Origin of the sequence: Actinomadura sp. NBRC 104425 (genome assembly GCF_030269545.1) — a bacterium.
Classification (GTDB): domain Bacteria; phylum Actinomycetota; class Actinomycetes; order Streptosporangiales; family Streptosporangiaceae; genus Spirillospora; species Spirillospora keratinilytica.
Genome location: NZ_BSTN01000014.1, coordinates 134377 through 158021, shown reverse-complemented (window position 1 = coordinate 158021; position 23645 = coordinate 134377). Strand labels below are relative to the sequence as shown.

Sequence of the window (23645 nt, the reverse complement as noted above, 5' to 3'; positions counted from 1 at the left end):
GCTGGTGACCAAGGGGCGGCTGCGCAGCGGATCGGGAGCCGTGTACGGGGCGCGCGGTCATCGCTGCCTTGTGTCAGGGGTGGTGTTCCTTGCCGCAGTCGTCGGGGGTGCAAGTGGGTGAGCTGTGTGGTTGGAGGGCGATGGAGGTGCGGCGCTTTTTCGATCGTCTGACCGAGGAGTGATGACCTGGGGGTGGCTGCGCGGCGGACACGTCTCCCGGCGCCGTCGCCTCCTATCTACGCCGCACCTCGGGACAGTGCGTCCACAAAATCCCGAGGTGCGGTAACCACGGCGGCGGCGCGGCCGGCCGATATGTCATCGATGCCGCGCCGCCGCCCCGAACGGCGGGCGGGTCCGGGCGCGGTGTGACCCGCCCGCCACGCGACGCGATCCTGGAAGCAGCGGCCGGGCTGCGCGGGCGGTGCGGCAGCGGGAAGACATGCGGTGTCGGGTTTCACCGGTTGGGTGCGTAGGTTCTGGTCTGGACGCAGTATTCGTTGCCGCGCGGGTGCAATGTGCCCGGGATCCTCTCGGGGAGGGAGGATCGGGGCACCGCCTGGGCTACCGGCCGTTGCTGGAGAAGTGCTGGTAGTCCTTGGCGCCGCTCCAGACGCCGCCCCAGCCCCAGCCGATCGAGGCGAACGCCTTCACCACCTTGTCGCCCTTGTGGATCACTCCGGGGTCGCGGCGGCTGCGGTTCTTGTACTTGACGCAGTGCTTGTGCGCCACGGTTCCGTCGGAGGAGACGTAGGGGTTCTCGCACGGGTTGATGTCGACCGCCAGCCCGTAGGCGTGCTGGGACCAGCTGCTCGACCCGGTGGCGGCGCGGCAGTTGAACGCCGAGGTGTTGTCGGCCTCGATGGAGTCGAAGTCGCTGCCCTTGTAGACGTCCACCGGCTCCATGCGCTTGATCGGGTACTTCATCCGGTACAGCTTTCGGAACACGGTGACCAGGTCGTCGGCCGCCTTGGCGTTGACGACCAGGCGCCCGTCGTCGTGCGGCCGCCCGTCCATGCCCCAGTACGTCATCTCGATCATCCGCAGGCCCGACACCGGCACCGGGCAGCCGCGGCGCCACGAGTACTTGAGCTGTCCCGCCGTGACCTTCTTGATCTGCGCGCGGAACGGGTGCGCGGAGGGCGTCCCGCTGCCGGACGGCGAGGCGGAGGACGCCGAGGGTGCCGAGGGCGCCGGGACGGGCGGTGTGGCGGACGTGGCGCCGCCGTCCCCGGAGTCGTCCGATCCCTGGCCGCAGCCGGTTGCGCCCGCGGTCGCGGCGGCGAACGCCGCGACGAACGCCAGCCCGCGAGAAGTCCATCTACCTGGCATGACAGCAGCATCGCATGCCCGTGCCCGGGTCTTCGGCATGACGCGGCGACGCGTCGCGCCGCCTTCAAGCGGTACGGGCCGGTTCGCTACCGTGCGTCTTGGCGCGTGGCTGTCGTTGCGGGGACGGGGGGCGGTCACGCGCATCCGTTTCGACCACACCCCCGCCGGGGACAGGGAGCCGGCATGGCGGATTCTGACGAGGACGGCCGCCCGAGCCGCCCGAGCCTGGAAGACGAGATCTTCGCCGTGGCGTCCACGGTGGAGGTGGACCGGCCGGAAGACGGGCCGCGCATCCGCGTGCGTGCGCGTCCGCCCTGGGAGTGGGCGCGAGGGCTGACGCGGCGCGACGTCGGCGCGACGCTCGCGGGGTTCCTGACGTTCGTGTTCGTCGACCTGGTGATGATGTACGCGCCGCTGATGGCCAGCCGCAGGCCGAGCCTGCTGCCGCAGATGATCACTCTGCTGGTGCTGGCGTTCGGGCTGGGCGGCCTGCTGGTGTGGAAGGTCGGCGGGGCGGGGCGGCTGTTCGGCATCGGGATGATGCTGGCGTGGGTGTTCCTGACCCTGGTGTCGGTCGGGTTCCTCACCGGTCTGACGCCGTGACCCCGGTAAGGCGTCAGTTCTCCTCGGCGATGCGCTTGACGACCGAGGTGAACGCCCGGCCGATCGCCGCCAGGTCGTCGGGGTCGATCACGTCGACGAAGAAGGCGCGGACCGTCCTGACGTGGTCGCGGGCGGCCCGTTCCAGCACGGCGAAGCCCTCGTCGGTGAGGTGGGCGTAGACGCCCCGCTTGTCATTGGGGCAGCTGCCGCGCACGACGAGTCCCTTGGACTCCAGCCGGGAGCAGGTGTGCGACAGGCGGCTGCGGGACTGGCTGGCGTGCTCGGCGAGTTCGGCCATCCGCAACCGCCGTTCGGGAGCCTCTGACAGCCGGACGAGGATCTCGTACTCTGGCAGCGACAGTCCGTGCTTGGACTTCAGGTCGCGGTCCATGATCTCGTTCAGCCGGATGCTGCCGTCCACGTAGGCCCGCCAGTCGCGTTGTTGTGCGGCATCGAGCCACCGTGGTTCGTCCATGGGTGACAGTATAGGGCCTCGTTTAACATTCAACTAACTTCTCCGGGGGACCCGCGCGGCGCGGAAATAGTTTATCTTTCAACCACGTTGCACCCGTGCGACGGCGCCCGCTCATCCGGAGCGGGCCCACCACCTTTCAAGGAGTACCGATGCCAGCCGTCACCGCGGACCCGCTGACCCTGCCCCGGCTGCCGCGCCTGCCCGAGGCCGACACCGGCTGGCGCCGCGTCGCCAAGGTCGTCACCGCCCAGCGCCACCTGGAGGGCGAGGGCTTCGAGGTCCGGCGCCCGTTCCCCGGCATGGACCTGTCCCTGGCCGACCCGTTCCTGCTGCTCGACCACATGGGCGCCGTCGAGTACGCCCCGGGAGAGGCGAAGGGCACGCCCTGGCACCCGCATCGCGGCTTCGAGACCGTCACCTACATCATGGACGGGGCGTTCCAGCACCAGGACACCACCGGAGGCGGCGGCCTGATCTCCGACGGCGCCACCCAGTGGATGACCGCCGGCGCCGGGATCCAGCACATCGAGCAGCCGCCGCCGGAACTGGTGGCCAAGGGCGGGCTGTTCCACGGCGTCCAGCTGTGGGTGAACCTGCCCCGTGCGCAGAAGTGGGTTCCGCCCCGCTACCAGGACATCGAGGCGCGCGACGTCACGCTGCTGGCCGCCGACGACGGCTCCTCGCTCGTCCGGGTGATCGCCGGGTCGCTCGGGGAGCACCAGGGGCCGGGTGTCACCTACACGCCGATCAACTTCCTGCACGCGACGGTCGCGCCGGGCGCGCGGCTGGCGCTGCCGTGGCCGCGCGAGTTCAACGCCCTGGTGTACGTGCTGTCCGGGCGCGGCACCGTCGGCGTCGAGGAGATCGCGCTGGACGAGGGCCGGCTGGCCGTCTTCGGAGGCTCCCACCAGGTGGGCGAGCAGGACGGCCTGGTCGTGCGGGCGGCCGACCGGCAGCCCGTGGCGGCGGGGAGCGGCTGGGAGATCCTCGTGCTGGGCGGGCTGCCGATCCGCGAGCCCGTCGCCCGGTACGGGCCGTTCGTGATGAACACCCGCGAGGAGCTCATTCAGGCGTTCGAGGACTTCCAGGCGGGCCGGATGGGCACCGTCCCCGCCGAGAGGGTCCCGCACCGGTCGGCCGCGGACACGTCCCTGACCTGACGGATGCGGATCGCCCGGAGCGGCTGACGGACGACGCGGGGATGCGCTACTGTGTTCGAATAGTCGAACAGAAGTTCGATGCCTTCGTTCGTACGCCCTCGCCTGGGAGGCGGCATGGTGGCGACGGTGACCGCGCATCCCGCGACGCGCCGCCCGGCGGTGCGTCGCGGGGCGCACGCGACACGCCGCAGCGGTTTCTATGCAAATCTACGGCCGCAGCTATATCGGCTCATAGAGTCCGAGAGCGTGGATCCCGTGCGCAATCCCTACGCCCCGGGCGCCGGGCAGCGTCCGCCCGAGCTGGCCGGACGCGACCGCGAGCTGCAGCAGTTCGAGGTCGTGCTGGAACGGGTCGCCCGCGGCCGCCCCGAACGCAGCATGATCATCACTGGGCTGCGCGGGGTCGGCAAGACCGTGCTGCTCAACGCGTTCCGCTCGATGGCGATCCAGCGGCTGTGGGGCACCGGCAAGATCGAGGCCCGGCCGGAGCAGTCGATCCGCCGGCCCGTCGCCTCCGCCCTGCACATGGCGGTGCGCGAGCTGGCCCCCCGGCACCGCGCGCCCGACCGCATCGAGCGGTTCCTCGGCGTGCTGAAGGCGTTCGCGCAGGCGGGCGAGGAGCCGTCCGGCCGGAGCCGGGCGCGGGCGCACCGCTGGCAGCCGGGCATCGACGTGCCCGCCGTGCGCGGCCGCGCCGACTCCGGCGACCTGGAGATCGACCTGACCGAGCTGTTCGTCGACGCGGCCTCGGTCGCCACCGACGTCGGCGTCGGCATCGCGCTGTTCGTGGACGAGATGCAGGACGTCCCCGGCGACGACGTGTCCGCGCTGTGCGCCGCCTGCCACGAGCTGTCCCAGATCGGCGGGCCGCTGATCGTCGTCGGCGCGGGCCTGCCGCATCTGCCCGCCGTGCTGTCGGCCAGCAAGTCCTACTCCGAACGGCTGTTCCGCTACTCGCGCATCGACCGGCTCGACCGCGAGTCCGCCGACATCGCGCTGCTCGCCCCGGCCGAACGCGAGAACGTCACCTTCACCCCCGACGCGCTGGACGCCCTCTACCAGGCGGCCGACGGCTACCCCTACTTCGTCCAGGCGTATGCCAAGGTGGCCTGGGACGTGGCGCCCGACAGCCCCATCACCGCCGAGGACGTGCGGGTCGCCGCACCGGAGGCGGAGAGCGAACTGGCGGTCGGCTTCTTCGGCAGCCGGTACGAGCGGGCGACCCCGGCCGAACGCGACTACATGCGGGCCATGGCCATGCTCGGCGACGAGGGCGACAGCCCGGTCGCGACCTCGGCGGTCGCCGAGGAGCTGGGCCGCAAGCCCTCCAGCCTGTCCCCGGCCCGCGACGGCCTGATCAAAAAGGGGCTCATCTACAGCGCCGAACGCGGCCTGGTCGCCTTCACCGTCCCGCACTTCGGCCGGTTCCTGCGGGCTCAGCCCACCTGACCGGCACCGCCCGAGCCCGCCCGAACCGGCGGAGCGGTCATCGCACCGGGTCGGGGCGCCTCGCGGCCACGGCCCACCGTGGATCACAGCCGGTCGCCGGCGTGCGGCGTTCCGGAGCCGTTGCCAGGACGGCGCGCGTGTGCGCCTACGCTTCTCTAGGCCTTTCTAGCGCTCATTCCAGAAAGCCCTAGAGAACGGTAGGCGCAGCCAACACGGGACGGGCGCCCCGTGCGCGGCGGCCCGTCAGCGTCACACGTCGGCTAGAAGCCGAAGCCGCCGCACCGGTTGGGAATGTCTAGGCGTCTCTACGTCCTCGCCTAGAAAGCGTTAGAGAACGCTGGGGTTGACCCGCGCTCAATTAGAGAGCAATCATTAGAACGAACTTCTAATATGTGGTAGGTCATCGGGGACTGCGGGGCGTCCGGCCGGCGGGCGCACGCCGTGTCGAACGAGCGAACGGAGCGCCGAGTGAAGGAGTTCAGCCGCGCCGCGGAGGTCAGACCGCGCAACGAGGGGAGCGACGCCGAGACCGGGGAGCGGCGTGCGGAGTTCGATGCCGACCTGGACGCGCAGTGGAGCGTCGGCGACAAGCTGCACGGCGGATACGTCCTGGCGGTCATGGCCCGGGCCGCCGCCCGCACGGCCTCCCCCGCGCATCCGCACCCGGTCGCCGTCAGCGCGACCTTCCTGCGGGCCCCCAAGCCGGGGCCGGTGGTGATCTCCGTCGACGTGCTGCGCGAGGGACGCAGCGTGTCGCAGCTGCATGCGCGGATGTCGCAGGACGGCCGTCCGATGGTCGATGCGCTGATCTGCCAGGAACGGCTGGGGGACGCCGACCCGTGGTGGTCGGCCGAGCCGCCTGCGGAGCTGCCCGACCGGCAGGACTGCGTCCTGGTGGGGAAGGAGCCGCCGGGGGGCGGCTTCCCGGTGCCGCTGATGGAGGTCGTCGAGGAGCACATCGATCCCGGCGTTCTGGGGTTCGCGGCGGGGGAGCCGTCCCGGCGCGGGCTCGTCCAGGGCTGGCAGCGGCTGGCCGACGGCACCGACTGGGATCCGTGCAGCCTGCTGGTCGCGCTGGACATGGTGCCGCCCGCCTCCTTCGACCTGGCGCTGCCGGGGCGGGCGCCGACCATCCAGCTCACCGCCTACATCCGGCGCCTGCCCGCCCCGGGGCCCGTCCGGGTGCGGATGCAGGCGACCGACGTCGGCGGCGGCCGCATGGACGAGACCGTCCACGTCTGGGACAGCAAGGACCGCCTCGTCGCCCAGGGCTCCCAGCTGGCCGCGGTCCGCATGCCGTCCTGACCCTCTGCACGTCTCTAGCCGCCTCTAGCGGAAGGGGTAGAGGCGGCTAGAGAACACCAGACCGTCAGCGGGAACGGGCGGCGGCGACGCCCGGCGCCTCCGACGGCTCGGCCTCCACGACGGCGTACCGGACGGTCCGGTGCCGCGCGGCCGTGGAGACGGCGAACACGATCTCCATGTCCCGGCCGTCCACCCGCGCCGGGAACACCAGGAACCGCCAGCAGCCCTCCCGCCAGACGTCCAGCGGCGCCGTGCTGACGATTACGTTCTCCCGGCTCAGCCAGGCCTCGCTCGCGTGCAGCGCCTGGTAGGTCTCGGCGAGCGGGCTTCGGCGGCGCTCGCACGGCGCGGCCGCGCGGGGACGCAGGCCCAGCCGCTCCAGCAGCGCCGGCAGCTCCGGCGACAGCGCCGCGAACAGCGCCAGCTCGGCCACGAAGATGAGGCCGACCAGCGCGTGCCCCTGCCGCAGCACGTCCGTCCCCGAGTGCGGGGCGCCCAGGGCGACGACCGCGGCCAGCGTGCACAGGCCCGTCCGCAGGACGCCGCGCCGCCCGACGGGCCCGCGGCTCAGCTCGCCGAAGCAGCCGCAGCCCGTGCCGGTGCCCTGTCTGCGCAGCTCACCGACCACCCAGGTGGCGGCGGCGAACATCACCGTCACCGCCAGCCGGACCGACACGTGCGCCGACACCATCATGGCCAGCCCCAGGCAGCCCTCGAAGACCCCGAGTCCGAGGGTGACCCGGCGGTCGAGCAGCGGTGACCGCCGGTCGGGCGCCGCGACCCCGTACACCTCGTCGGCCGCCGGAACACCATGCGCGTCATCGGCCGTCGGGACGTCGCGCACGCCGTGGGGCGCCGCGGGCACCGCCCGCGGCACGGTCAGTTTCGCCAGGCTCGCCGCCAGCAGGACGAACGCGAGCACCAGTACCTGTGTGCACTGGACGACGTGCAGCACGGCTCAACCCCCCAGGCCGGGCACGGCCCCGCCGACGGTCACGTTGAAGCAGCCGACGGCCAGGTCCCCGCCGAGACCGGCGAACGCGACCGGCGCCAGCTCGACGACCCGTCCCCGCGGCGACGTGCCGCACTGCACGCACCGGTCGCAGAAGCGGGCCGCCACGCACCCGCACTCGGTCACCGGGATGGACACGGCACGCCCGGTGCAGTCGTTGCGGACGGTCAGTTCGCTGCCCAAGGACACGTACGGAAGCGGCACGCAGGTGCTCGGCGTCTCGTGGCAACCGCCCGCGTTGCCCTCCGGATCCACGGCGGGATAGGCCAGGCCCGCGTCCCCGGTGCCGAACCAGGTCGCCGTCCCGTGCACCTCCTCCGGCACGGGCGCCGACGGGTCGGCCGCCGGGGGGTGGTCGGCGCGGTAGCCGGGCTGCGCGGTGCCCGGATGCGCCGCCCGGGGGCCGTCCGGGGACGCGACGCAGATGACGTCGATCAGATAGCCGGGTTCCAGCCGGGGATGGCGCACCAGCACCCGGCCGAGCACGTTCGGCGGGACGGCCACGTGGACCCGTCCCCGATGGGGCCCCATGTCCACCTCCACGGCGTCCCGGCCGCACGCCACGACCGTGCCCGCCACCCGGACGATGTCCACCCAGACCCGGTCGGCGCCGCGGCCGTCGGCGGTGCGGACGATCGCGCGGCGTCCCGGCCGCAGCGCGTCCGGCCCCCCGGGCCCGCCGTGCCACACCTCGGTCGCCTGCGTCATCGGCACCCGCACCTCGCCCCTGTCACCGGCCAGGACGAGCAGGTGCGGGCTGGCGTCGAGGATCGTCCCGGCCACGGCGCGCACCGGCAGGCCGCCGGACACCGCGCCGGGCCGGGACGGCCCGAGCACGGCCTCCCGGTGACGACGACGCCTGGCGGCACAGGGGTGGGACGGCATGCGACCCTCCGACATCGATCTCGGTTGCGACGGCCTGGTCGTACGGAACAGCGACTCAAGGTTCACGCACCGCCATCCAACTGTCGGCGGATTTGTCGGGACAAGTCAGCTGAGGGGTTGAGATATCTCACCCCGAAGAGGAGAATCGCACACCAGGTTGACCCGAATATATGTTTTTTGTTGGACCGAAATTACGATCTTCGTGCGATGGTCGAGAGGGCCGGGAGCTTGCCCGTTCAAGATCCCTCAATGGTACGGCTCGGCCGACGCCCTCCAACCCCTGGTTCGGTGGTGATGTGAACGCAACGCGGCACGAGGAGTTCCGCGAGTACGTCGCGTCCCGCGGCACCGTTCTGCTGCGCATGGCCATGCAGCTGACCGGCGACCGCGCCGAGGCCGAGGACCTGCTGCAGGCCGCGCTGGCCAAGACCTATCTGGCCTGGGACCGCATCAACCACCCGGCCGCCGTCGACGGCTACGTCCGCCGCGCCATGGTCAACACGCAGATCTCCTGGTGGCGGCGCCGGAAGCTGGAGATCTACCCCACCGACGAGCTGCCCGACCAGCCCGTCGACGACCACACCCGCCGCAGCGAGCTGCACGACGCCCTCGGCCGCGCCCTGGACCGCCTGCCCGAGCGCCAGCGCCTCGCGGTCATGCTCCGGTACTACGAGGACATGCCCGAAACCGAGATCGCCGAAGTCCTCGGTGTCAGCGTCGGCACGGTCAAGAGCACCGTTTCCCGCGCCATGGCGAAACTCCGCGACGACGCCGCCCTCGGCTCCCAGTTCCCCGACCTGCCTTCCCACCCTTACTGAACGATCTTTACTCTCGCCTCACCGTCTCCGAAAACTCACACAAGCCCCGCAAGTCCCAGAACTCACATACGCGCGATTTCACACCCGACCAACATTTTTCACACCAGAAACGGCAGTCCCTTCACATCAACACCAGTCGCAACGAACTCGCCCCCCTGGCGCCCCCGCCAGGGAGCAGCGCGACGGCCCCTCGGCGTCGCCCGGCGACCCGGACCAGCTGCGTGGCGCAGCACCTTGATGACGCGGACGACCGGTGCGGCCGCGATGCGTCGCCGCCCAGTCGGCGGGCGTCGCGTCGCGGGCCACACCCACCGCTATCAGCGTCCCGCCGGGCCGCCGCAGCTCGCGCATGCGCACCAGGGCCGCCTCGAAAACTTCGTGGTGCACCGTGGACACCGGGCAGATGAAGTCAAAGCCGCCGGCGGGCAGGCGGGCGGTCGGGAAGTCGCCGTGGACGAACGTGAGGGGTGACCGGCGGCGAGTTCGCGGGCGCGGGCGATCATCTCCGGTGAGCTGTCGATGCCGGTGACGCGGGCGGCCCGTCCGGTCGGCTTCGGCGCGAGCAGACCGTCGCCGCAGCCGACGTCCATCGCGTCGCCGCACGCCCCGGGGACGGCGCGGAGGATGCCGACGTGGCGGGCCGCGTTGTGTGCCAGCAGGGCGTCGGGACGGCTGGGCGCGTCGCGGTCAAGCGCGGCCGGCCGCGCTCGGCTGGGGCGAGCCCCATCCGCGTCCGCCTCACCGGCAACGCGACCTTGAGGGCCCCCAGGGCGATGGACAGGTTGGAAGCGGCGACGAACAGGGACGAGGCGGCTTCGCTCGCATCGCGCTGGGGCGACGGGCTCCGGGCGGGCTCGGCTGAGAGGAGCGCTGCGGGAGGCTTGTGGGGAAATAGGGGCCTCTATGGTGATGACAATCACACCGGCGCGGTTGAGAATCCGGTTCTGAGGGCCGTCGAGCTGGAGGTGTGCCGTGTGGAGCACCATGCAGGACCATCCCCTGACCATCACCTCGATCATGCGCCACGGCACGGGCGTGTTCGGGGACACCGAGGTGGCGACCTGGACCGGCGACGTGACGCGGCGGATCACCTACGCACGGCTCGGTGAACGGGTCGCGCGGCTGGCGGGAGCCCTGCGGGCGCTCGGCGTCGACGGTGACCAGCGCGTGGCGACGTTCATGTGGAACAACGCCGAGCACCTTGAGGCCTACCTCGCGGTGCCGTCCATGGGGGCGGTGCTGCATACGCTCAACATCCGGCTCTTCCCCGACCAGCTCGCCTACATCGCCGACCACGCCGAGGACCGGGTCGTCATTGTCGACGGGTCGCTCGTGCCGCTGCTGGCGCCGGTGCTGCCGCGGATGAAGACCGTGCGGGACGTGGTCGTCGTGGGGACGGCCGACACCGCGCCCCTGGCGGACACGGGCAAGGAGCTGCACTCGTACGAGGAACTGCTGGCCGCGTCCCCGCCCTCGTTCGACTGGCCGGAGATCGACGAACGCTCGGCCGCGGCCATGTGCTACACCAGCGGCACCACCGGCAACCCCAAGGGCGTCGTCTACTCGCACCGGTCGGCGTACCTGCACTCGATGTCGGCCTGCACGGCCAACGCGATGGGCCTCGGCGCCCATGACCGGGTGCTGCCCGTCGTGCCGATGTTCCACGCCAACGCCTGGGGGCTGCCGTACGCGGCGCTCATGGCGGGCGCGTCGCTGATCATGCCGGACCGCTTTCTGCAGGCCGAGCCGCTCGTCCGGATCATCGAGACCGAACGCCCCACCGTCGCCGGTGCGGTCCCGACGATCTGGAACGACGTGCTGCGGTACGCGCGCGACAACGGCGGCGACCTCGGCTCGCTGCGCCTGGTGACGTGCGGCGGATCGGCGGTGCCCGAGTCGCTGATGCGCGGCTACGACGAGATCGGGGTGCGGATCGTCCAGGCGTGGGGGATGACCGAGACGTCGCCGGTGGCGACGGTCGCGCATCCGCCCGCCACGACCGACGACGAGGAGGAGGTGTGGCGGTACCGCGTCACACAGGGCCGGGTGCTGGCCGGGCTGGAGGTCCGCATCGTCGGTGACGGCGACGAGGTGCTGCCCAGCGACGGCACGTCGGTCGGCGAGGTGGAGATCCGCGGGCCGTGGGTGACCGGCGCGTACCACCGCGACGAGGACCCGGACCGGTTCCACGACGGCTGGCTGCGCACCGGCGACGTCGGCACGCTGTCTCCCGACGGCTACCTGGTGCTGACCGACCGCGCCAAGGACGTGATCAAGTCGGGCGGGGAGTGGATCTCCTCGGTGGAGCTGGAGAACCAGCTCATGGCGCATCCCGACGTCGTGGAGGCCGCCGTGGTGGGCGTGCCGGACGACCGCTGGCAGGAGCGTCCGCTGGCCTCGGTCGTGGTGCGCGAGGGCGCGACGGTCGGTGCCGAGCAGCTCCGGGAGTTCCTGTCGGGCCGCGTCCCCCGCTGGCAGCTGCCCGAACGGTGGACGTTCATTCCCGAAATCCCCAAGACCTCCGTCGGCAAGTTCGACAAGAAGGTGCTGCGGCGGCGGTTCGCCGATGGCGAACTCGACGTCGTCCATCTGCGCTGAGCGCCGCCGGTCGGTCGGCCGCCCGGGCGGCCGACCGACCGGACTCTTGACGGTCTCCCACCGATTTGGGACTCCGGTGGCGCGAGAAAGCGAAAAATTTTCAATACCACCGGTCCCAGAAGCCTCACCTTCCGGTCATCCTTCTGCCGTTTTCGCGAGATCATGTGGTGCAGATGGTGCAGTGGGGTGTATTCAGGGTGGGCCGATTGTCCGGAAGGCTCCGTTGGGGCCGGACTCCCGTGCGGATGCGGGGAGCGCTCATGCCCAGATGGTCCTCGTTCGACGGCGCAGCCGACCGCAGGTTGGTGCAGGGTCTGAACGGTGGTGACAGGACCTCCCTGGCCGCGCTCTACGACGCGTACGCCGAGCGCCTTTTCGATTACTGCCTGTCAATGACGGGCGAAAAGAAAACGGCCGTCGACATCGTGCATGACACCTTCATCGACGCCTGGCGCCGCGCGCCGCGCATGCGCGATCAGATGCGGCTGGGATCCTGGCTGTACGCGGCGGCGCGGCGCCGCTGCCTCCAGCGCGGCCGGGCCCGGCACCTGCACTGGGAGGCCGGCCCCGACTTCGCCGACGCCCTCCCGGCCGACTGCACCGCGGACGCCGAGAGCCGGCCGGAGCCGCCGCCCGCCGCCGAACTGTCAGCGCTTCTGGAACGTTCGCTGGCCCGGTTGGACGCCTCCGACCAGGAGCTGCTGCTGCTCTCGGTGCGCCACGGCCTGCGCCCCGCCGACATCGGCGCCGCACTGGGGCTGTCGGCCCGGCGCGCGGCCGCCCGGACCGGCAGGGCGAGGTCGCTGCTGTGCGCCGCGTACGAGGCCGAGCAGGCCGTGTACGCCCGCTGCTGCCCGGGCGCCGGCCGCGCCGGTGACGCCGCGGCGACCAGACGGCACGGTGGACGGCCGCGGCGGGCCGTCGGCGTCCTCACCGCGCGCCGCTCGTCCGCGGCCGTGGCGTCCCACGCGCGGGACGACGGCGACGGCCGGGCCCACCACGAGGACTGCCCGGCGTGCCGCCGCCGTCGCCGGGTGGAGGTCGGGGCGCTGCTCGTCCACGCGCCGTCCCCGGTGCTGCCCGCCGCACTGCGGCACCGCGTCATGCACACCGCCACCGACCCCGAACTGGCCGGCTACCGGATCGACATCGCCGCGCGGGGCGGCACCCTGACCCCCGACGGCATGCCCAGCCAGCCCGACGTCCCGTCGCCCTACACCCGCCGCTGGCTGTTCGCGGGCGGCGGCATGGCCGGCGCCCTGGTCACCGCGCTGGTCGCGGCACTGCTGATCGGGCCGGGACTGCCGCCGTCCACGATCTCCTGGCCGCCCTTCCGGACGCATCCGCAACCGGCGGTGACGCCCGACCGGCAGAACAACGGGCGGCCGGACACGGGCGGGCAGTCCGGCGGCCGTCCGCCGCTCGCCCAGGCGCCCGCCGCGCCGGGCGTCCCGGCCGGACCGTCGCCCCAGCCGACGAGCACCGGCGCATACCGGGTGTCGCCGACGCCGTCGCCGACGTCGCCCGCGTCGCCGTCCCCGACCCCTCCGGCGCCGGAGCCCCCGGCCTCGCCCGGCATTCCGACCGTCGTGCCCGCCAAGGTCGAGCTGTACGGGACCAAGACCGCCCAGGTCCGGCTGACCGCTGAGAACGGCCCCGTGGTCTGGAGCTCGGTGTCGTCCAGCGACCGGATCAGCGTCTCCCCCGCCCAGGGCAGCCTTGAGAAGGGCGACTCGATCGACCTGACGGTCACCCTGCACACCACCTTCCTGAACCCGCCGGGCCAGGGCACCGTGACGTTCGTGGCGGACGACGGCCCCAGCCGCAAGCTGGACGTCGTCTGGGGCTTCTACATCATCTGAGCGCGCGGCTGGGGTCAGCCCGGGGGTGTCGCCGCCGCGCGACGAGGAGGCGTGGACGTGTATCCGGCCGGTCACCGCCCTCACCACGCGCCGCGCCCGGGTCCGCCTCACCGCCCGCGGAGACGCCCGCGAGCCGCCGGACCACCTGCTCGTTCACCAGGTCGCCGAAGCACCCGGCGATGACGTCGCAGCAGTCGCCGATCCGCTCGGCACCCGGAACCGATCGACCGACCGCCGCACGGCACGCGCCGCCTCCGCGCCCCGGCAGCAACAAGCGAACCAGCCCCCCAGGCGACCGCGCCAGGGACACCATCCGACCACGGCTCGGCCTGCCGGCGCTCCGGGTAGTGCGTTGCCGTCACTTGGGCGAACAGGGCATCCGCCCCGCGATGGCCGACCCCGGCGCCGCACCGTGCCCACACGCGAAGTGAGCCCAGGTGAATCCTCCTGATCCTGCCGCCTCCGTCCGCCCCCGGCGCATGTCACACGGCGCGTCCTGACACGGTATGAAAGACTCGGCCGCTTGAGCGTCTCCGCCGAAGGACCGAACGGGTTGAACAGGGAACTGCGCGTCACACGCCGCAACGCACGATTCCAGCAGTGGCAGGCCCTGCTGTCGAACCGCACCAAGCGGCAACGGGCGGGCGAGTTCATCGTGCAGGGCGTCCGCCCCATCACCCTCGCCGTCGAGCACGGCTGGACGATCCGCGCCCTGATCCACGACGACGCGCGCAAGCTCTCGACGTGGGCGGCCGGCATCCTCGACCGCGCTCCCGAGGCACAGCGCGTCGCCATGGCCCCCGACCTGCTCGCTGAACTCGGCGGCAAGACCGAGGACGTGCCCGAGCTGCTGGCCGTGGTCGCCCTGCCACCGGACGACCTGACCCGCATCCCGACCGACCCGTCCTTCCTCGCGGTCGTGTTCGACCGGCCGACCAGCCCCGGCAACATCGGCACGCTCATCCGCTCGGCCGACGCGTTCGGCGCCCACGGTGTGATCATCACCGGGCACGCCGCCGACCCCTATGACCCCAAGGCGGTCCGCGCGTCCACCGGCTCGCTGTTCGCGGTGCCCACCGTCAGGGCGCGTTCCCACCGCGAGGTGCTGCGCCGGCTGGACGACCTGCGCGCGGACGGCCTGCCGATCACCGTCGTCGGCACCGACGAGCACGGCGCGGTGGACATCGCCGACCACGACCTCACTGGCCCGACCCTGCTGGTCGTCGGCAACGAGACCAGCGGCCTGAGCGCCGGCTGGCGCGAGTCCTGTGACGTGACGGTACGTATCCCGATCACCGGCTCGGCCAGCTCCCTCAATGCCGCGTCGGCGGCCACCGTCGCCCTCTACGAAACCGCCCGCCAACGCGCCTGACCGGCGCGCCCCGCTCCTCCACGCCGGGGGATCATTCGGAACGCGCGGTCCGTGCTGCGCCGGGCACCCAGGATCATGTACGAGACCGAGCGGGCCGATGGCGCCGCCGTCCACCGTGAGGCGGGGCTTGTGCCCTCCGATGGACTCGGGCATTCAGGGGAGGACCGGGGCCCCAGCATGCCCGCGATCGCCGCGTCGGCGCCGTGGGAGGCGCCGACGACGGTGCGCGGGTTCCGCATCGTCACCGGTGGCTCGCCGCTCACGACACGGGCTGGCCGTCGGCGTTCGCCCCGGCTCCACGGCGCCGCCTTCGGCGCCGAACTCCTCCTGACCGATCGTGACCGTCGCGGCGCGGCAGCAGGTCACTACACAGTGCATTTGATCGCATACTCTCTGTGGCGATTTGCCGTTAAACATCCGATTTATAGCTAGTGATCGCTTTGATGTAATCTTGCTTCTTTTTGCTGATCTGGAGGTATTTGCCCGAGATGGTGCGGGAAAGCCTCTTCTCGGCGAGATGGAGCGAATTCCGCAATATCTCGTCTCGGTCGAAAACCCAGATAGGGGGAGACATGCGGAAGAACATTCGCACGGGAGTCGTCCTCGGCATCTCCGGCCTCGCGCTGAGCGGTGCCGCCGTGCTCACGCCCGCCGCCCAGGCGTCCACCGTCGGCCACACCACGGCCACGGGCCAGGCCGGCTCCACCGCCACCGCGCTGGCCTGCGGCCGCAAGCGCTGCAAGCGCTACAAGCACCACAAGCGCGTGAAGGTCGTGGTGTTCAAGCGCCACTACTTCGGCCCCCTGGGTGACATCCACCAGCGTGGCATCGGCATCAAGACCCGTGGCACGGGCTTCGGTGGCCTGGGCTTCGGTGGCTTCGGCTTCGGTGGCCTGGGGTTCGGTGGCTTCGGCTTCTAGCCGACGTGTGACGACCCTGACGGGCGTCCCGTGCGACCGCACGGGGCGCCCGTCCCGTGTTTCCGGAAGATCATCTGCGTGAACGGACGCGCGTTCGATCAACCCGATAAAAGACCCCTTCCAGACATCATCGATCTCCACCGCGCGGGCCAATTCTCCTCCCCGCGGAAGAGCCGTCCATCCCCCGAAAGGATGACACTCCCGCGAGAAATTCGCCGGGAAAACCCGCCGTCACCGACCAGACCGCCCCGTCGCAGCGGGTGTCCACACCTGGCAGCAGCGCGCCGTCACGGCCAGGTACGCCGCACTGCTCGCCGTGGGCTCCTGGCGGGCAGTCGGTTCGGAAGACGCGGTGACGGCGCCGCGAGGCTCGACCCCCGCGACCCGTCAGGGCCCCGTGACAGCGCCTCGCCCGAGAGGTCGGCGGCCGGCATCGACACCCGCGAAGACCAGCCATCATTTGGAAGCCTCACGAGCACGGCGAAGATCCATCTCACATCCGTCTCTGGCACGACGATCCCGGCCGCCCCGGACGCGTCAGACGGTGGCATCGGCGCTGCCCGGCAGGGGTGCGGTGAAAGTGATCGGCGCGATGCTGGGACGGTCCCGATCGTCGCAGTTACGGCCCGTCCTGCGCGGTGCCGCCGCGGCGACGGCGAGCACCCCGGCCATGGCGGCCGCGCTGACGGCGAAGCCGAGCACGAAGCCCCATTCGGCGGGGAACCTCCCGCCATCCGGCACCGACGCCGTGACGATCACGCGCTGACCTGCGTCCCCAGCGACGCCCCCACGGTGCGCAGCAGCGTGTTCACCCCGGCGGCCACCCCCGTGTGCGCCGCGGGAAGCCGCCGCGACGACGAGATCGGCCACGGACGCGTAGGCCGGCCCCAACCCCACTCCCCGCACGGTGCCGCCCGCGTATGATGGGCCCGCAGCAGTGCGGCGACCAGGGCGACCCCGACCACGTCGCTCCGTCGGCAGGGCGGCCGCCGCACCGGTCAGCTCGCCCATGACGGCGGCGAAGCCGCAGACTCGCAAGCACGCAGCGGACGACCCTGCCCCCACCCGCACGCAAGAGCCGGATGCCAAGATCCACCGGACATTGCCTAGCGTGGGCAGAGGCGTACAGCGACTCAGGGCGCTTCGCCACCTATGAGGACGGCCGGGCCTCCTGCGTCACGCAGCGGTTCGACATGCTCATGCCTTCCCCCACGCGCCCGGCGGCTTCGCCTGGGCGACCTTCGCCGGGTGCATGGGGCGGGATTCGCGCGGTTGCGGCTGGCGGGTGGTCTGGACCGCATCCCCGTGCTGGCGCTCAAAGCCGGCGCCGACATGCTGCTCAAACCGCCCGCCGACAGCACCGGGGCGGGAGCGCCACAGCACCGTCCGGTGCCGCCACTTCGACGAGGGGTGGCCGGCGGAACGGATCGCCCGGCGCCACCGTACCCCGATCGACGCGGTCCGGGTCGCGGAGGACGCGGCGGCCACGACCGCGGCGTTCGTGCCGTGCCGGAAGCGCGCCTGACGCGGTTGATGCCGCCTGTGTCAACGATGTGCCAACGCGGCCGCTGACGGGCCCAGAAACGGACCTGCGGGGATGCGTCGTACGACGCATCCCCGCAGGTCGAAAGCGGAGGATCGGGGATTTGAACCCCGGATGGGCGGTAAGCCCAAACCGCATTAGCAGTGCGGCGCCATAGACCGGACTAGGCGAATCCTCCAGGCTGAGCACAGGTTACCGGCTGGCGCACCAACCGGCAAAGAGCCCCGGGCCCCTCTAGAGCATAGCCGGATCCGGACATGGGACGGCGCCCGCCTCCCGCGGCCTCGGCGCGAGACGGACGTGACCACCTCGGACGCCCGGGCGGCTGCGTAGCTGCATCCGGTGGCGCACAGGCCCCTTGGGACGCTCCCGAGGGGCCTGCGACCTGTGGCGCCGCCGGACGGGATTCGCGAACCCCTGACCTTCTGAACCGTAGGTACCCAAACGATCTCCGGGATCGTTCAGATCAGTTCGCACGCTGGGCGAACGCCGCTCCGGCTGTCCGGACTCGTACGGCGGCTTTCAACCTCGTTCGGCCCGGTGGCTCCCACCGTGGCTCCCGGGAGCCACCGCCGTCTATAGACCAGGCACCGCGCATGACCAGTCAATCGAGGCCCTCGACAAACAGAAGCCTGCGGTCAAGGGCCTGCCCCCGGACCTTGAGCGCTTCGCCATACTCGCGTGACGAGTACCACCGCCGTGCCGTCTCCATGTCGGGGAACTCGACGATGACGAGGCGCCGCTGGTCTGGCCACGCTCCTTCAACGGCATCGGGCGCAGCACCTCGGACGATGTACCGCCCACCGTGGTGCTCGATTGAGTCCTCCGCAATGGCGCGGTATCGATCGGCCAGTTGCTCATCGAGCACTTCCACTTCGGAGATCACGTACGCGGTCATGTAATCGATCAGCTCCCAAAGAGACACGATCTCGGGTCATGTGCAGCATGGCGTCGGATCTACAGGACCCGCCCATACCTCACCCACCTCAGCCACTGACCCGGCACGCTCGGTGCCTGATCCATCCTGGAGCCTGAGGCCCCCGCCGGAGGCATCTTCGACAGAACCCCGTGACCCGGTGAGGAGGGCTGCCGTCTGATGGCCGTAGACCACCCGTAGGGCGAGCCGAGCGAGTCCGCCGGCGGCCCTGCCCGTTCCGTGACACGGTGCGAAGCTGATGGGCCGGATGAAATCAGCGGTTGGTACTTCGTCCGGTGGGCCGCCCGCTCCGGCGCGACCGGAGGGACCGGCGCCCACGCCGCACGCCCGTAAGGCGTGCCGGAGCAGGCGGCCTGCGGCGGCGCTTGCGCCGCCGCCTTGACAAGCTTTGGAAGGCCAAGCGAGAGGCCGGCTACAGCGCGAACAGCATCCGAATCATGAGGACGGTCCTGCGGAAGGCTCTCGGGCAGGCCGAACGTGAGGGCATCGTGCCGCGCAACGTCGCGTCCCTATCTTCGGCGCCGAGAATCCGTGCCAAGGAAGGCCGGACGTTGACCGTCGAACAGGCTCGTCGGCTCCTCGACACGGCGGCCGGTCATCGTTTCGAGGCGGCGGTGATGCTCGCGCTGGCGTACGGGATGCGACGCGGTGAGGTCCTGGGCCTGCACTGGTCGGCCTTGGACTGGGAGGCGAGCACACTGCGCGTGACGCACGGCGTCAAGGGCATCAAGAACCGGGACAAGGCGAGCGATCGGCGAACACGTCTCGTCGTGTCGGAGCTCAAGACGCCCACATCACGACGGACGCTCGTGCTCACGCCCGAGATCCTGGCGAAACTACGGGTGCAGCGGACTCGCCAGGCCGAGGCCAAGATGGCGGCCGGTCCGCTATGGCGCGAGCACGGGTTGATCTTCACGAGCGAGGTCGGTACACCGATGGACCCGGACAACTTCTCGCACGCCTTCTCCGGGCTCTGCCGAAAGGCCGGCCTCGGGCACTGGCATCCCCACGAGCTGCGCCACTGCGGCGCATCGCTGATGCTGGCTCAGGGCACGCCGCTGCACGTGGTCTCCGAGATCCTGGGCCACGCGAGCATCACGATCACCAAGGACGTGTACGGGCATCTGCTGGAGGGAGACAAGCGGGCGGCGGCGACCTCCATGAGCCGGGCGCTGTTCGGGTCATGACCCGGTGGCTCCCAGCGTGGCTCCCACGACCATGGTCAAAGGCCCGTTCCGTGATCGGAACGGGCCTTTGACCTGGGCGCAGCCGGAGGGATTCGAACCCCCCAACCTTCTGATGCGTGTCAGACGCCTCTGCGATCAGCCGAACCGGAAGCCGGTGCTGGCGAACCCGCACGCCTCACCGAGGTCCTTGGCGTTCTGCATCATCGAGCTGGTGTCCGGCCGGGTGCCCCCCGACAGGTTGCCCGAGCTGAGGCTGCGCAGCATGGACGCGGTGTTCTCCAGGTCCGAGGCGAAGCGGGTCGCCGCCGACTCCACGTCGCCGCCCGCCTTCTGCCCCTCGGCCCGGATCTTGGCCGCGGCGTCGGACCACTTCTGAGCGTTGGTCGCGGCCGCCGCCGTACCCGTCCCGCCGGACGTCAGCGACCGCAGCTCGCTCTCGATGTTCTCGCAGGCGGCCTTCTTTTCCCCGCCCACCAGGCCGCAGGCGGTGGTGGAGAGCAGCGCGCCACCGACGACCAGGACGCCGGCGAGCTTGGCGGCTGACATGCGCATGGGAGGTACTCCTTCAGGGGGTTGACTCACGGGCCCCGCGGACCGTGAACCTCATCTGTCTCGACTCCACCCTTTGGCGCGCCGCCCTCCCGAACGGTTCCACCGACCTGCTCACACGCGACTTCGGTAATCGATTCGCGGACTGGTCCCCACAACCGGTACAGTTAGGTCCCGCCAGCAGCCGTAGCTCAATGGATAGAGCATCTGACTACGGATCAGAAGGTTGGGGGTTCGAATCCCTCCGGCTGCGCCACCGGATCAGAGGCCCCTCGGGAGCATCCCGAGGGGCCTCTGTGCTGAGCACGGGGGAGCCACCAGCTCGCAAGCCCTGGACAGAGCCCCGCTCAATGCCTCTGCCGCCGCCCGCCCGTCGTCCACCGGCACATGCCTGTCGACGTCGGCGGTGATGGGGATGCCCGCGTGCCCCAGCATCGTCGGAGATGACGCTGGGACACCCCCTGCGCCGGAACCAGCGACACGCCGTACCCCGGTCCCGGTCGCCTGGCGTGCTCAGAAGGCGCGAGAGGAGTTGTCGTGATCCATGGGAGTTCCGACCTCGCTGGCGACGTGTGCAAGTCGACTTGCACACGTCGTTCATTCCGGACGGCCAGGCCGGTCACCGACAGCAGCGGGGCGGCTGCGGTGGTCGTCCACCCGCCTTCGGCCCCGGCCGCCATGCCGCGAAGTGCGGCATCAACCGTCTCAAGCGTCACCGGGCCGTGGCCATCCGCTGCGACAAGCTCTCCGTCCGCTACCAGGCCCCACCCTGGAGAGCGCCGCCATCAGCGAATGGCTCCGCCTACTTCGTAACACGCCCTGACGCGATTTCACCCTCTCGCATGCGGGCCCCGGCTGGCAGCGGCGGCGGACTTGCGCGACTTGGTCGGCCCCGCGCCGGTGTTACGGGGCGGTGTCGTGCTGTGCCGGCGTCTTGCCGGCGACGGTGTCGAGCAGCTGGGTGAGCAGGTGGCGGTCATCCGCGCTCAGACGGCTGGTGAAGGGCGCGAGGGCCGCGCGGATCTCCTGCTGTATCCGTTCGGCGAGTTCGCGGCCCTTCGGTGTGATGGACACGTCGACGACCCGGCGGTCCTCCGGTGACCTGCCCCGTGCCACGAGGCCCCGTCGTTCGGCGCGTTCGACGAGGCCGGACAGTGTGGACTTGTCCAGCCCCAGGAACGCCGCCAGTTCGGTCATGCGCGGGCGGCGGTCGCGCAGGATGCCGAGCAGCCGCAGCTGCGTGAGGGACAGGTCGTGCTCCGCGCCGATGCGGGTGAGCATGGCGGCCACCCGGAAGGACGTCCGGACGAGAGCGTCCTCCAGCGCGTCGTCGGAACTCATGCGCCGATACTACTTGACATGGTTTGTAGTACCAACCATCCTGAAGTTGTTGGTAATACAAACCAAGCGAAGGGAGGCGCCATGCGCGCCGCCGTGGTCAACGCGTTCGACGCGCCGCCGCAGTACGGCGAGTACCCCAGCCCGGTCGCCCGGGGTGAGCACGAGATGGTCGTGGACGTTCTCGCGGCCGGCCTGCACCAGCTCGTCCGGGGCCGGGCGAACGGCACGCACTACAGCAGCACCGGCACGTTCCCGCTCGTGCCCGGCGTGGACGGCGTCGTGCGCGACCAGGAGGGCACCCTCAGGTACGCGGTGCTGGACGACGGCCCCCTGGGCATGTTCGCCGAGCAGACCGTGATCGACGTCCGCCGCAGCGTGCCGCTGCCGAGCGACGTCGACGCGGTGCGCATCGCCGCCGCGATGAATCCAGCCATGTCCTCGTGGCTCGCGCTGCGCCGCCGCATCACGTTCGAGAAGGGGCAGAGCGTCCTCATCCTCGGCGCCACCGGCAGCTCCGGACGCATGGCGGTACAGATCGCCAAGCGGTTCGGCGCCGCCCGCGTGGTCGCCGCCGGACGGAACGCCTCCCGGCTCGCCGCGCTGCACGAGCTGGGAGCGGACGAGACGGTGACGTTCGAGCAGGCCGACCGCGCCGCCGATGTCGACGTCGTCATCGACTACGTGTGGGGGGAACCGTCGGCGGTCGCGATGACAGCGCTCATCAAGGCCCGTCGCGACCGCGGCGCCCCGCTGCACTGGATTCAGATCGGATCGATCGCCGGGCAGACGAGCCCGGTGCACTCGGCCGTGCTGCGCGCGGCGCGGCTGCAGATCTGCGGCAGCGGCATCGGCTCGGTGCCGCCCCGGGACATCCTGGAGGAGCTGCCGGAAATCGCCGAAGCGGTGCACGCCGGCGAGATCGACGTGCAGGCGCGTCCGGTGCCCCTGGCGCAGGTCGCCGAGGCGTGGAGCGTGCAGACCGACGACCGCATCGTTTTCGTCCCGTGACATCCATAGCGAGGAGAACCATGTCCGACGAACGCAGACGCTGCCTCATCGTCGGTTGCGGTGTCAGCGGTATCGCCATCGCGATCCGACTGCGCCAGATCGGCTGGGAACCGGTGATCGTGGAACGGGCGCCGGGCCGCCGGTCGGGCGGCTACTTCATCGTGCTCTTCGGCGCCGGCCGGGCCGCCGCGCGGCGGCTGGGCTTCGCCGACGCCATGCCCGACCGGGCCGTGCGCGACGGCAAGACCTACGTCGTCGACCGGTGGGGCGGCCGCAGGCCCGGGCTGGGGGCCGCGGAGATCCCGGGCGCACCGCACATGATGCTGCGCGGCGACGTCGAGCGGGCCGCGTACGAGGCGCTCCCCCGAGACGTCGAGGTGCGCTTCGCGACGCAGCCCGTCGCAATCGAGCAGGACGAGTCCGGTGTGCACGTCGCCCTCGAGCACGGCGGCACGACCACCACCGAGCGGTTCGACCTGGTCGTGGGCGCCGACGGCCTGCGGTCCACGGTCCGGCGGCTCGTCTTCGGCCCGCACGAGCAGCACCTGCACCGGCTCGGCTACATGATCGCGGCCTACGCCCTGCCGCACCCGCTCGACGGCGTGTCGCCGCGCGACGGCATCTGCCTGTTCGAGCCCGGCCGCGCGATGTGGCTGTTCCCGTTCACCGACCGGCCGCAGAGCCTGCTGTTCTCGTATCGCACGGACGACGTCGACGGGCAGTTCACCGGACGCCCCGCCGACCGGATTCGCGACGCGTTCGGGCCGGAGCCGCTGGGGCCGCTGCTCGAGCAGGCCCTGGACGTGCTCGACGACGCCGACGAGTTCCTGTTCGACTCCGTGGAGCAGGCGCGGATGGACTCCTGGTCCCGCGGCCGGGTCGTCCTCGTCGGCGACTCCGCCTGGTGCGTCAGTCTCTACAGCGGCATGGGCGCGTCCTCCGCGCTCGCCGGGGCCGACCTGCTCGGCACCATGCTGCGGCGGTACCCCGCCGATGTCCCCCGCGCACTGCGCGCCTGGGAATCGCGGTTGCGTCCGCACATCACCACCTACCAGGAGGCGGGGATCAGTAAGCGGTTCTTCTTCACCCCCGACAACCACCGGCAGATCGTGGGCCGGTCGATGGCCGCCCGCGGCCTCCGGCTCCCGGTGATCGGCGGCGCGCTGCGTTCGATCCAGAGCCGCAGCAGGATCACCCGGGAGAGGAATCTCGACATCGCCTGCGCGGGCGCGGCGGCCGCCTGACCCCGCACCGCCCGGCGGGGAGCCCGCCGGCATCGGCTCCGGCCATGT

General features: G+C 71.3%; 22 protein-coding genes and 2 tRNA genes. 13 read left to right on the top strand and 11 right to left on the bottom strand.

Annotated features, from left to right (window positions below):
• Nucleotides 1-561 precede the first annotated feature (561 nt).
• Nucleotides 562-1329 carry a M15 family metallopeptidase gene (locus QSK22_RS21520; RefSeq protein ID WP_285496074.1) on the bottom strand — a complete coding sequence of 256 codons (768 nt, stop codon included), beginning with the start codon at nt 1327-1329 and terminating at the stop codon, nt 562-564.
• Between the two features lie 183 nt (nt 1330-1512).
• Between QSK22_RS21520 and QSK22_RS21515 the strand changes: the two genes are divergently transcribed.
• Nucleotides 1513-1932, top strand: a complete 420-nt coding sequence (locus QSK22_RS21515; protein WP_285496073.1) for a hypothetical protein — start codon at nt 1513-1515, stop codon at nt 1930-1932.
• A gap of 13 nt (nt 1933-1945) precedes the next feature.
• Here QSK22_RS21515 and QSK22_RS21510 read toward each other — a convergent pair whose 3' ends face one another.
• Nucleotides 1946-2407, bottom strand: a complete 462-nt coding sequence (locus tag QSK22_RS21510) for a MarR family winged helix-turn-helix transcriptional regulator (RefSeq protein WP_285496072.1) — start codon at nt 2405-2407, stop codon at nt 1946-1948.
• 149 nt (nt 2408-2556) lie between these two features.
• Between QSK22_RS21510 and QSK22_RS21505 the strand changes: the two genes are divergently transcribed.
• The 3 genes from QSK22_RS21505 (at nt 2557) to QSK22_RS21495 (ending at nt 6321) form a co-directional block, all read left to right on the top strand.
• Entirely contained in the window at nt 2557-3567 is a 1011-nt protein-coding gene (locus tag QSK22_RS21505; RefSeq protein ID WP_285496071.1) for a pirin family protein, read from the top strand.
• 246 nt (nt 3568-3813) lie between these two features.
• A complete protein-coding gene (locus QSK22_RS21500) occupies nt 3814-5016 on the top strand; it encodes a DUF8462 domain-containing protein (protein WP_285496070.1) in 1203 nt (400 codons plus the stop codon).
• A 468-nt stretch (nt 5017-5484) separates the two neighbouring features.
• Nucleotides 5485-6321, top strand: coding sequence for a thioesterase family protein (locus QSK22_RS21495; RefSeq protein WP_285496069.1), 837 nt, complete (start codon nt 5485-5487; stop codon nt 6319-6321).
• A gap of 64 nt (nt 6322-6385) precedes the next feature.
• Here the strand turns inward: QSK22_RS21495 and QSK22_RS21490 are convergent, their stop codons facing one another.
• Both QSK22_RS21490 and QSK22_RS21485 read right to left on the bottom strand, forming a co-directional pair.
• Nucleotides 6386-7276: a hypothetical protein gene (locus QSK22_RS21490; RefSeq protein ID WP_285496068.1), complete on the bottom strand. Its 891-nt coding sequence runs from the start codon at nt 7274-7276 to the stop codon at nt 6386-6388.
• 3 nt (nt 7277-7279) lie between these two features.
• Entirely contained in the window at nt 7280-8170 is an 891-nt protein-coding gene (locus tag QSK22_RS21485) for a hypothetical protein (protein WP_285496067.1), read from the bottom strand.
• A 344-nt stretch (nt 8171-8514) separates the two neighbouring features.
• Between QSK22_RS21485 and QSK22_RS21480 the strand changes: the two genes are divergently transcribed.
• A complete protein-coding gene (locus QSK22_RS21480) occupies nt 8515-9036 on the top strand; it encodes a SigE family RNA polymerase sigma factor (protein WP_285496066.1) in 522 nt (173 codons plus the stop codon).
• Nucleotides 9037-9353: 317 nt separating this feature from the next.
• On the opposite strand, the gene QSK22_RS33795 is transcribed toward QSK22_RS21480, so the two are convergent.
• Complete coding sequence (locus QSK22_RS33795) at nt 9354-9626, bottom strand: methyltransferase domain-containing protein (RefSeq protein WP_352231467.1); 273 nt, start codon at nt 9624-9626, stop codon at nt 9354-9356.
• Nucleotides 9627-10020: 394 nt separating this feature from the next.
• On the opposite strand from QSK22_RS33795, the gene QSK22_RS21475 reads away from it, so the two are divergent.
• The 4 genes from QSK22_RS21475 to QSK22_RS21460 all read left to right on the top strand — a co-directional run bounded on the left by QSK22_RS21475 (nt 10021) and on the right by QSK22_RS21460 (nt 15788).
• Nucleotides 10021-11634 carry a long-chain fatty acid--CoA ligase gene (locus QSK22_RS21475; RefSeq protein ID WP_285496065.1) on the top strand — a complete coding sequence of 538 codons (1614 nt, stop codon included), beginning with the start codon at nt 10021-10023 and terminating at the stop codon, nt 11632-11634.
• Nucleotides 11635-11894: 260 nt separating this feature from the next.
• Nucleotides 11895-13496, top strand: coding sequence for an RNA polymerase sigma factor (locus tag QSK22_RS21470; RefSeq protein WP_285496064.1), 1602 nt, complete (start codon nt 11895-11897; stop codon nt 13494-13496).
• Nucleotides 13497-14049: 553 nt separating this feature from the next.
• Nucleotides 14050-14868, top strand: coding sequence for a TrmH family RNA methyltransferase (locus tag QSK22_RS21465; protein WP_285496063.1), 819 nt, complete (start codon nt 14050-14052; stop codon nt 14866-14868).
• Nucleotides 14869-15440: 572 nt separating this feature from the next.
• A complete protein-coding gene (locus QSK22_RS21460) occupies nt 15441-15788 on the top strand; it encodes a hypothetical protein (RefSeq protein WP_285496062.1) in 348 nt (115 codons plus the stop codon).
• 537 nt (nt 15789-16325) lie between these two features.
• Here QSK22_RS21460 and QSK22_RS21455 read toward each other — a convergent pair.
• The 4 genes from QSK22_RS21455 to QSK22_RS21440 form a co-directional block, all read right to left on the bottom strand.
• The gene (locus QSK22_RS21455) at nt 16326-16547 is read right to left on the bottom strand and encodes a hypothetical protein (RefSeq protein ID WP_285496061.1); all 222 of its coding nucleotides are present in this window, start codon (nt 16545-16547) and stop codon (nt 16326-16328) included.
• Nucleotides 16544-16753, bottom strand: coding sequence for a hypothetical protein (locus QSK22_RS21450; protein WP_285496060.1), 210 nt, complete (start codon nt 16751-16753; stop codon nt 16544-16546). The genes QSK22_RS21455 and QSK22_RS21450 overlap by 4 nt, the downstream gene beginning before the upstream one ends.
• Before the next feature lie 666 nt (nt 16754-17419).
• Nucleotides 17420-17509: transfer RNA gene (locus QSK22_RS21445), tRNA-Ser, on the bottom strand.
• Between the two features lie 426 nt (nt 17510-17935).
• On the bottom strand, nt 17936-18256 hold the full coding sequence (locus tag QSK22_RS21440) for a DUF1330 domain-containing protein (RefSeq protein ID WP_285496059.1): 321 nt from the start codon (nt 18254-18256) through the stop codon (nt 17936-17938).
• Between the two features lie 449 nt (nt 18257-18705).
• Between QSK22_RS21440 and QSK22_RS21435 the strand changes: the two genes are divergently transcribed.
• On the top strand, nt 18706-19455 hold the full coding sequence (locus QSK22_RS21435; protein ID WP_285496058.1) for a tyrosine-type recombinase/integrase: 750 nt from the start codon (nt 18706-18708) through the stop codon (nt 19453-19455).
• Nucleotides 19456-19590: 135 nt separating this feature from the next.
• Here the strand turns inward: QSK22_RS21435 and QSK22_RS21430 are convergent, their stop codons facing one another.
• Nucleotides 19591-20007, bottom strand: coding sequence for a hypothetical protein (locus QSK22_RS21430; RefSeq protein ID WP_285496057.1), 417 nt, complete (start codon nt 20005-20007; stop codon nt 19591-19593).
• A gap of 177 nt (nt 20008-20184) precedes the next feature.
• Here QSK22_RS21430 and QSK22_RS21425 point away from each other — a divergent pair.
• Nucleotides 20185-20260: transfer RNA gene (locus tag QSK22_RS21425), tRNA-Arg, on the top strand.
• A 647-nt stretch (nt 20261-20907) separates the two neighbouring features.
• Here the strand turns inward: QSK22_RS21425 and QSK22_RS21420 are convergent.
• Nucleotides 20908-21345: a MarR family winged helix-turn-helix transcriptional regulator gene (locus QSK22_RS21420; protein WP_285496056.1), complete on the bottom strand. Its 438-nt coding sequence runs from the start codon at nt 21343-21345 to the stop codon at nt 20908-20910.
• A gap of 81 nt (nt 21346-21426) precedes the next feature.
• Between QSK22_RS21420 and QSK22_RS21415 the strand changes: the two genes are divergently transcribed.
• Both QSK22_RS21415 and QSK22_RS21410 read left to right on the top strand, forming a co-directional pair.
• Nucleotides 21427-22353, top strand: a complete 927-nt coding sequence (locus tag QSK22_RS21415) for a quinone oxidoreductase family protein (RefSeq protein ID WP_285496055.1) — start codon at nt 21427-21429, stop codon at nt 22351-22353.
• Nucleotides 22354-22373: 20 nt separating this feature from the next.
• Nucleotides 22374-23597, top strand: a complete 1224-nt coding sequence (locus tag QSK22_RS21410) for an FAD-dependent monooxygenase (protein ID WP_285496054.1) — start codon at nt 22374-22376, stop codon at nt 23595-23597.
• Nucleotides 23598-23645 lie beyond the last annotated feature (48 nt).

Excerpts from the sequence above, each read along its gene's own strand:
- QSK22_RS21520 (WP_285496074.1), bottom strand. The coding sequence starts at position 1,329 with ATGCCAGGTAGATGGACTTCTCGCGGGCTGGCGTTCGTCGCGGCGTTC.
- QSK22_RS21515 (WP_285496073.1), top strand. The coding sequence starts at position 1,513 with ATGGCGGATTCTGACGAGGACGGCCGCCCGAGCCGCCCGAGCCTGGAA.
- QSK22_RS21510 (WP_285496072.1), bottom strand. The coding sequence starts at position 2,407 with ATGGACGAACCACGGTGGCTCGATGCCGCACAACAACGCGACTGGCGG.
- QSK22_RS21505 (WP_285496071.1), top strand. The coding sequence starts at position 2,557 with ATGCCAGCCGTCACCGCGGACCCGCTGACCCTGCCCCGGCTGCCGCGC.
- QSK22_RS33795 (WP_352231467.1), bottom strand. The coding sequence starts at position 9,626 with ATGGACGTCGGCTGCGGCGACGGTCTGCTCGCGCCGAAGCCGACCGGA.
- QSK22_RS21475 (WP_285496065.1), top strand. The coding sequence starts at position 10,021 with ATGCAGGACCATCCCCTGACCATCACCTCGATCATGCGCCACGGCACG.
- QSK22_RS21470 (WP_285496064.1), top strand. The coding sequence starts at position 11,895 with ATGCCCAGATGGTCCTCGTTCGACGGCGCAGCCGACCGCAGGTTGGTG.
- QSK22_RS21460 (WP_285496062.1), top strand. The coding sequence starts at position 15,441 with ATGCGGAAGAACATTCGCACGGGAGTCGTCCTCGGCATCTCCGGCCTC.
- QSK22_RS21435 (WP_285496058.1), top strand. The coding sequence starts at position 18,706 with ATGAGGACGGTCCTGCGGAAGGCTCTCGGGCAGGCCGAACGTGAGGGC.
- QSK22_RS21430 (WP_285496057.1), bottom strand. The coding sequence starts at position 20,007 with ATGCGCATGTCAGCCGCCAAGCTCGCCGGCGTCCTGGTCGTCGGTGGC.
- QSK22_RS21420 (WP_285496056.1), bottom strand. The coding sequence starts at position 21,345 with ATGAGTTCCGACGACGCGCTGGAGGACGCTCTCGTCCGGACGTCCTTC.
- QSK22_RS21415 (WP_285496055.1), top strand. The coding sequence starts at position 21,427 with ATGCGCGCCGCCGTGGTCAACGCGTTCGACGCGCCGCCGCAGTACGGC.
- QSK22_RS21410 (WP_285496054.1), top strand. The coding sequence starts at position 22,374 with ATGTCCGACGAACGCAGACGCTGCCTCATCGTCGGTTGCGGTGTCAGC.